The sequence below is a fragment of the Geodermatophilus sp. SYSU D00758 genome (assembly GCF_054049955.1).
Map to the genome: position 1 here is coordinate 1 of NZ_JBJGYK010000075.1, position 7,859 is coordinate 7,859.

A 7,859-nucleotide genomic window follows, 5' to 3' on the forward strand; every position below is an offset into this window, starting at 1 on the left:
AGCGCCGGTCCGGGACGGACCGGATCGGGGCGGGCCCGCGTGGAGCCGGCCGGGGCGGTGCGGCGGGGGTCAGACGAAGTGGCGCAGCACGATCGTGGCCACGCAGGCCGGCTTGCTCGCGCCCTCGACCTCGAAGGTGGCGGTCTGCAGGGTCTGGATGACGCCCTCACCGACGTCGGTCACGTCGGTGATCGTGGCCCGGGCCCGCAGCTTGGCGCCGACCGGCACCGGCGAGGGGAAGCGGACCTTCTCGGTGCCGTAGTTCACGGTCAGCTTGAAGCCGGTGTACTGCATGATCTCCGGCGCGAACCGGGGCCACAGCGACAGCGTCAGGTAGCCGTGCGCGACCGGACCGCCGAACGGGCTCTCCTTCTTGGCCCGCTCGACGTCGACGTGGATCCACTGGTGGTCGCCGGTGGCGTCGGCGAAGAGGTTGACCATGTCCTGGGTGATCTCCACCCAGTCGGTCGGACCGAGCTCCTGGCCGACCAGGCTCTTGACGCCCTCGATGCCGTCGACGGTGATGGGGGTGGCCATGCGGTTCTCCTGTCCTCGGGGGGTCACGGGGCCGACTGGGCGACGGTACGGGCCCAGCGGAGGTCTGCCTTGCCGGAGGGGCTGCGCCGGAGCTCGTCGACGACGACCAGCTCGCGGGGGCGCTTGTGGTCGGCGAGCGCCGCGCCGACGTGCGCACGGGCCTCGTCGGTCGTGAGGGTCGCGCCGGGCCGGAGCGCCACCACGGCGACGATCCGCGATCCCCAGCGCTCGTCGGGCGTGCCGACGACCATCGCGTCGCGCACCGCCGGGTGGGTGAGCAGCGTCTGCTCGACCTCCTCGGCGTACACCTTCTCGCCGCCGGTGTTGATGACCCGGCTGCCGCGGCCGTGGAAGACGACGGTGCCGTCCGCGGTGAGCTCGGCGAGGTCGCCGGGCACGGCCCAGCGCCGGCCGCCGAGCTCCCGGAACGTGGCGGACGTGGCCTCGTCGTCCCCCAGGTAGCGGATGTGGTCGTCGACCGGGGCCGCCAGCAGGCCGACCTGACCGGACCCGGGGACGACGTCCTCGCCGCTCTCGTCGACGACCCGCGCGCCCGGGAAGAGCCGGAAGCGGGCGGTCTCGGCGGGGTCGCCGCGGCGGGTCTCCTGGACGGCGTAGGGCCCGCCCTCCGAGGAGGCGACGAGGTCCCGGCAGACCATGTCGGCGTGGCGCAGCAGGCGCTGCTTGACGTCGGCGCTCCAGGTGACGCCCACGCTGATCATGCGGCGCAGGGTGGACAGGTCGTACGGGCGGCCGGCGGCCGCGGCGGCGTCCAGCGCGTCGGCCAGCGGCCGGGCGAAGACGTCGCCGACGATCGAGACGGTGTCCACCCGCTCGCGCTGCACGGTCGCCGCCAGCTCGTCGGGGTCGTAGGACCTCGACGCCAGGTACACCACCCGGCCGCCGGCCAGCAGCGCCCCGAAGGTGGTGTACATGCCGGTCGCGTGCATCAGCGGCGGGGCCGGCAGGCACACCATCGCGTCCCGGTCGGTGCCGAGGCGCTCGAGCACGGCCCGCAGGTCCCCCAGGGTCTGCGGGAACGGCTCGCCCAGCAGCAGGAACCCGTTGGCGCAGCAGGTGTTGTAGAGCCCGGAGTGCCGGGACAGCACGCCCTTGGGCCGGCCGGTGGTGCCGCCGGTGTACATGAGCCAGTGGTCGTCCCCGCGCTCGGTGCGCGGCGCCGGGTCGGCCGCCGCGACCGCCTGCTCGTAGCCGGCCGCCCAGGCCGGGACGTCGTCGGGCGCACCGACCTGCACCAGCGCGTGCAGCTGCGGCAGCTCCGGGCGGGCCTCGGCGACCCGGTCGGCGAGGGAGGCGTCGAGGACGAGCGCCTCGGCCCGCGCGTCGCCGAGCAGCTGCACGATCTCGGCGCGGCGGTAGCGGTAGTTGACGTTGAGCGGCACGGCGCGCAGCTTGAGGATCGCGTAGACGCTCTCCAGGTACTCGATCCCGTTGTAGAGCGCCACGGCCACCCGGGCCCCGGGGCCGATGCCCTGGGCGGCGAGGTGCCCGGCCAGCCGGGCGGCCCGCTCGTCGAGCTCGGCCCAGGTGCGGCTGCGCTCGCCGTGGCTGACCGCGAGCCGGTGCGGGCGGACGTCGCCGATCGTCTCGAGGACCGTCGCGAAGCTCTCCTTCACGGCCGCGCCCCCTCTACCGTCGTCCCCGTCGCCGTGCCGGTCAGCCCGAACAGGCGGGCGGCGTTGTCCTTGAGGATCCGCGGGCGGACGTCGTCCTTGACCGGGAGCCCGTCGAAGTCCCGCATCCAGCGCTCGGGGGTGAGGACGGGGAAGTCCGACCCGAACAGCACCTTGTCCTTGAGGAGGGTGTTGGCGTACTGCACCAGCTGCGGCGGGAAGTACTTCGGCGACCAGCCGGACAGGTCGATGTGCACCTGCGGCTTGTGCGTGGCCACCGCCAGCGCCTCGTCCTGCCAGGGGAAGGACGGGTGGGCCAGGATGATCGGCATGTCGGGGAAGTCGACGGCGACGTCGTCGACGTGCATCGGGTTCGAGTAGCGGAGCCGGATGCCCCCGCCCGCCCGCTGCCCGGCGCCGACCCCGGTCTGGCCGGTGTGGAACAGCGCGACCAGACCGTGCCCGGCGATCACCTCGTACAGCGGGTAGGCGAGCCGGTCGTCGGGCGAGAACGCCTGGGTGTTGGGGTGGAACTTGAACCCCCGGACCCCGTACCCGGTGATCAGCCGCTCCGCGGCGCGCACGCCGGCGGCCCCCCGGTGCGGGTCGATGCTGGCGAACGGGATGAGCACGTCGGCGTGCTCGGCGGCGAGCTCGGCGACCTCCTCGTTGGTGGGCACCATCTCCTCGCCGGTCTGCGAGACGCTGTCCACGCCGAAGACGACCGCGGCCATCCGGCGCTCCCGGTAGTACTGCGCCAGCTCCGGCACCGTGTACCGCGGCATCGTGCCGATGCCGAAGTACTCGCCCATGTCCTCGGCGCCCCCGGCGTGCGCCTCCCCCCGCACCGACCGGTGCACGTGCGTGTGCACGTCGATGGCGACGAGCGCGTCGACGTCCACGGGGCTCAGCCCTGGCCGGGGACGGTGTCGGGCAGGAAGGCCTGCAGGTGCGGCTGGAACGTCGTCGGGAAGGCCTCGGCCAGGGCGTCGGCGGTCCAGCCGCCCTCCCGCACCTCGGCGACGACCTCGCTGGGGTGCGACCAGATCGAGATGCGGTCGCCCCCGGCGCCGATGGCCTGGCCGGTGACGCCGGCGGCCGCGTCGGAGGCGAGGAACACCACGAGCGGGGCCACGTCGTCGGCGGTGCCGAGGCCGTTCGCCCGGACGTCGGCCGGGATCGGCTCGCCGCGGTCGGCGCGCTCCACCAGCTCGGCCAGGCCGGGGATGGTGGCGACCATCCGGGTGAGGGCGACCGGGATGACGGCGTTCACCGTGGTGCCGCCGCGCTGCAGCTCGGCGGCCCAGGTGCGGACCAGGCCGACGATGCCGGCCTTCGAGGCGGTGTAGCCGGTCTGCCCGAAGCTGGCCCGCTGACCGGCCGGGGAGCCGACGAGGATCAGCCGGCCGCCGCCGCCCTGCTCCTTGAACTGCTTGGCCGCCGCGCGGGCGCAGGTGAAGGTGCCCCGCAGGTGGGTCTGCACGACCAGGTCGAAGTCCTCGTCCGCCATCTTGAGCAGGCTGCGGTCCCGCAGCACGCCGGCGTTGGTCACCATGACGTCGAGCCGGCCGAACTCGCCGACGGCCGTGGCGACGACCGCCTCCGCCGCCTCGGTGCTGCCGACCGGCGAGCCCTCGGCGACGGCGGCGCCGCCCGCGGCCCGGATCGACTCCGCGACCTCCTCGGCGAGCTCGACGTCGAGGTCGTTGACGACCACGGCGGCGCCCGCCGCGGCGAGCGCGGTGGCGTAGGCGCGGCCGAGGCCGCGCCCGGCCCCGGTGACGACGGCGACCTTGCCGGACAGCTGCATGGGGGTCCTCTCACGGGGTGGGAGACGGCCGCCGGACGTGCTCGGCGTCACGCCCGGCCCTCGCCCGGAAGTTATCCATTCCCGCGACGCTCGTCAACAGTGCGCACCCGCTCGACCAGGTCGGCGACGGCCCGCTCCGCGCCCGCGGCGTAGCGGCGCCGCAGCCGGAGGGCGACGTGCTCGGCGCGCACCGCCGGCCAGTCGGCCGGCAGGTGCTCGACCGGCAGCCCGGGGTCGACGCGGGCCAGCAGCGTCCACTCACCCAGCAGGTGCAGCTCGCGGGCGAGGTCGTCGGGGGCGTCCGGGAGGGGGTCCGGGCGGTCCCAGCGGTCGAGGAACCGGGCGTACCGGCGGGCCAGGCCGGCGAGGTCCCACGCGTCGTCGACGAGCTCGGCGACCTCGGTGGGCTCGACGACCCGGGCGCGGAAGACCTTGAGCGAGTCGAGCACGTCCACCTTGGCGAGCAGCGCCGGGACGTCGACCTCGCGGGGCGCCACCCACATGCCGTCCCGCAGCATGCCGAAACCGGCCCACTGCAGGCGGGACCGCAGCAGGTGGCGGTCGGCGCGGCGGCTCTCGGGCAGCGAGAAGGCCAGCAGGGTCCACTCGCCGTCCCACGTGCGGTTCACCGGCGACCGCCAGGCCCGCTCGCCCCCCTCGGCCAGCTCGGCCCGGGCGCGCTCGGACGGCGAGAGCAGCACGCGGCGGCCGCTGCGCCGTCGCTCCAGGGTGCCGCGCCGCAGCATCCGGCTGACCGTCGAGCGGGCGGCGTACTCCCCCACCCCCACCCGGCCCAGCACGTCGACCAGCCCGGCGGTGGGGACGGCGAGCGCCGGGTCGGTGAGGTGGACGCCGCAGAACAGCAGCACGTGGGTCTGCGGCCGCGCCGGGTGGGGGGCCAGCGGGCCCTCGTCCTCGGCGAGGTCGTCGCTCGGTACGGCGCTCACGGCGCGGAACGGTACTCAGTCGCGGGGCGGTCGTCACCGTCCCGCCTCGGTCGGGGGCCGCGGACCGCCCCGTCCGGGCTACCCGCCGGTAGCCTCCGGGCATGTCGCTCGCCGCGCACCCGGACACCGCTCCCCCGCCCGCCGCGACCCTGGAGTCCACCGACCCCGCCACCGGGGAGGTCGTCGGCCGGTTCCCGGTGGCCGACGCCGCCGCGGTCGGCGCCGCGGTCGACCGGGCCCGCACGGCCGCGGCCGCCTGGGCCGCGCTCGGGCACGACGGCCGCCGGCGCCGGCTGGCCGCCTGGCGCGGGCACCTGGCCCGGCACCTCGACGAGCTCGCCGACCTGGTGCACCGGGAGAACGGCAAGCCGCACGAGGACGCCGTCCTGGAGATCACCCTGGCGGTCGACCACCTGGCGTGGGCCGCGGCGCACGCGCGCCGTGTGCTCGGCCCGCGGCGGGTGCGCGCCGGGCTGCTGGCCGCCAACCACGCCGCCTCGCTGGAGTACCAGCCCCTCGGCGTGGTCGGTGTGGTGGGCCCGTGGAACTACCCGGTGTTCACGCCGATGGGCTCGATCGCCTACGCCCTGGCGGCGGGCAACGCGGTGGTGTTCAAGCCGTCGGAGCACACGCCGGCGGTCGGTGTCCGGCTGGCGGAGTCGTGGCGGGCCGCCGTCCCGGACCTGCCCGACGTGCTGCAGGCCGTCCCCGGCGACGGCGTGACCGGCGCGGCGCTGTGCCGCGCCGGCGTCGGCAAGCTGGCCTTCACCGGCTCGGCGGCCACCGGCCGCCGGGTCATGGCGGCGTGCGCGGAGACGCTGACCCCGGTGCTCATGGAGCTCGGCGGCAAGGACGCGATGATCGTCGACGACGACGCCGACGTGGTGGCCGCCGCCGACGCCGCGGTCTGGGGCGCGATGAGCAACGCGGGGCAGACCTGCATCGGCATCGAGCGGGTCTACGCGACCGAGGCCGTGCACGACGCCTTCGTCGCCGAGGTGACGCGGCGGGTGCAGCGCCTCGAGCCCGGCACCTCGTACGGGCCGATGACCATGGCCTCGCAGGCCGACGTCGTCCGCCGGCACGTCGAGGACGCCGTGGCCGCGGGCGGGCGCATCGGGGCCGGCGGCACCGGCACCGGGCGGACCGTCGCGCCGGTCGTGCTCCTCGACGTGCCGGAGACCTCGGCCGCGGTGCGCGAGGAGACCTTCGGCCCGACGCTGACCATCACCCGGGTGCGCGACGCCGAGGAGGCGCTCGCGCTCGCGAACGACAACCCGCACGGCCTGGCCGGCGCGGTCTTCTCCCGTTCCCGCCGGCGCGCGCTCGACCTCGCGCGCCGGATGCGCAGCGGGATGACCTCGGTCAACTCCGTGCTCACGTTCGCGGCCGTGCCGGCGCTCCCGTTCGGGGGCGTCGGCGAGAGCGGCTTCGGCCGCATCCACGGCGAGGACGGCCTGCGCGAGTTCACCCGCGCCAAGGCCATCACCCGCCAGCGGGTGCCGCTGCCCGTGCCGCTCATGAGCTTCGGCCGGCCGGCCGGGGCGACGGCGGTGCTGGGATGGTTCGTGCGCCTGGTGCACGGGCGGCACCGCTGACCCGGCAGCGGGGTCCCACGTCGCCGGTCGGGCCGGTGCCGGCGGCGTGACCGGGGACGACGCGGCGGCCGACGAGGCGGCGGCTGTCGAGGCGGCCGTCGTGGAGGCCGCGGCCGTCGGAGCGGCCGTCGTCGAGCTCGAGCGGCTGCTCCTCCGACCGGATGCCCGCGCCGACCGGCAGCGGGTGGCAGCCCTGCTGCACCCGGACTTCCGGGAGTTCGGCGCCTCGGGCCGCGTCTGGGACCGGGAGGCGATCGTCCGGGCACTGGCAGCGGACCCGGCGGTGCAGGGCACCGCCGAGGCGTTCGAGGCGGTGCGGCTCGCCGAGGACGTCGTCCTGCTGACCTACCGCGTGACCGGGGACCGCGGTTCGCTGCGCAGCTCGCTGTGGGTGCGGGACGGCGCCGCGGGCTGGCGGCTGCGCTTCCACCAGGGCACGCCGACGCCGGGGTGAGACGCCGGGGGCTGCGGTCAGGCCCTGACGCTCGGCGCCTGCCGACCCCTCCGGGACGTCGGCCGTCACGGCGCCGGGCTCCTGCACCCTGCACCCCGGCCACGGGAGCCCGGCCACAGCACCCCGGCTCCTGCCGACGCGACCCGGGAGCCCCGGATGGCCGCGGCCGGGCGCTGAGCGACATCCGCCGCCGCCTCCCCCTCCCGACCTGCGGCTTTCCTTGTCCACAGCGGTTGTCCACCCGAAGCGTTCGAACGCATGATCGACGCATGTCGCCCGTTGCCGCGCCGCCCGCCGCTCCGGCGGGCGCTCCGGCGGGCGGATCTGCGGGCGGGCCGGGGGTGGCGCCGGCGGCGGGCTGGGCGGCCGGTCCGCTGGGGCTGGTGCAGGCCGCGCAGCGGGAGAGCGCCCGGCAGCTGGCGGTGCAGGCCCGGGCGGTGGCCGCCTTCGCCGCGACCCGCCCGGCCACCGCCGACCGCCGGCAGGGGCAGCCCGGAGCGATGAGCGCCGAGCGGTGGGCGGCGCGCCCGGAGCTGCTGCGGGAGGTCAGCGAGTGGGCCACCCCGGAGCTGGCGGTGGCGCTGCAGCTGTCCGAGCGCGCGGCGCAGGAGCTGGCCGAGCGGTCGCTGACCCTGGTGCACCGGCTGCCCGGGGTGCTGGCCGGGCTGGAGTCCGGGCTGCTGCACGCCGGGCACGTCTGGCCGCTGCTGGACCTGCTGGCCCCGGTCGCCGACGACGCGGTGCGCGCCGAGGTGGAGGCCGGGCTGCTGGCCTGGCTGGCCGCCCGCGCGGGGGGGGGGGGGGGGGGGCGAAACAACCCCCCCGGCCCAGCGCCGCCCCCACCCCCCGGTGTGATTTTTGCGCGGCGTGGGGCAGCGC

Annotated in this window: 7 protein-coding genes and 1 pseudogene; 3 read left to right on the plus strand and 5 right to left on the minus strand. The window is 76.4% G+C overall.

Annotated features, from left to right (window positions below; translation table 11 throughout):
* Positions 1–69: 69 nt before the first annotated feature.
* The 5 genes from ACI8AC_RS24855 to ACI8AC_RS24875 form a co-directional block, all read right to left on the minus strand.
* The gene (locus ACI8AC_RS24855) at positions 70–537 is read right to left on the minus strand and encodes a MaoC family dehydratase (protein ID WP_456900534.1); all 468 of its coding nucleotides are present in this window, start codon (positions 535–537) and stop codon (positions 70–72) included.
* A gap of 23 nt (positions 538–560) precedes the next feature.
* Positions 561–2,174, minus strand: coding sequence for an AMP-binding protein (locus tag ACI8AC_RS24860; protein ID WP_456900535.1), 1,614 nt, complete (start codon positions 2,172–2,174; stop codon positions 561–563).
* Complete coding sequence (locus tag ACI8AC_RS24865; RefSeq protein ID WP_456900536.1) at positions 2,171–3,073, minus strand: amidohydrolase family protein; 903 nt, start codon at positions 3,071–3,073, stop codon at positions 2,171–2,173. Before ACI8AC_RS24865 ends, ACI8AC_RS24860 begins: the two co-directional genes overlap by 4 nt.
* Before the next feature lie 5 nt (positions 3,074–3,078).
* A complete protein-coding gene (locus ACI8AC_RS24870; RefSeq protein ID WP_456900537.1) occupies positions 3,079–3,981 on the minus strand; it encodes an SDR family NAD(P)-dependent oxidoreductase in 903 nt (300 codons plus the stop codon).
* 71 nt (positions 3,982–4,052) lie between these two features.
* Positions 4,053–4,928: a PaaX family transcriptional regulator gene (locus tag ACI8AC_RS24875; RefSeq protein WP_456900538.1), complete on the minus strand. Its 876-nt coding sequence runs from the start codon at positions 4,926–4,928 to the stop codon at positions 4,053–4,055.
* Between the two features lie 101 nt (positions 4,929–5,029).
* Between ACI8AC_RS24875 and ACI8AC_RS24880 the strand changes: the two genes are divergently transcribed.
* The 3 genes and pseudogenes from ACI8AC_RS24880 to ACI8AC_RS24890 all read left to right on the plus strand — a co-directional run.
* Positions 5,030–6,526 carry an aldehyde dehydrogenase family protein gene (locus ACI8AC_RS24880; protein ID WP_456900539.1) on the plus strand — a complete coding sequence of 499 codons (1,497 nt, stop codon included), beginning with the start codon at positions 5,030–5,032 and terminating at the stop codon, positions 6,524–6,526.
* Between the two features lie 46 nt (positions 6,527–6,572).
* Positions 6,573–6,980, plus strand: coding sequence for a nuclear transport factor 2 family protein (locus tag ACI8AC_RS24885; RefSeq protein ID WP_456900540.1), 408 nt, complete (start codon positions 6,573–6,575; stop codon positions 6,978–6,980).
* A gap of 341 nt (positions 6,981–7,321) precedes the next feature.
* A pseudogene (locus ACI8AC_RS24890) lies at positions 7,322–7,859 on the plus strand (hypothetical protein); the annotation flags it as partial.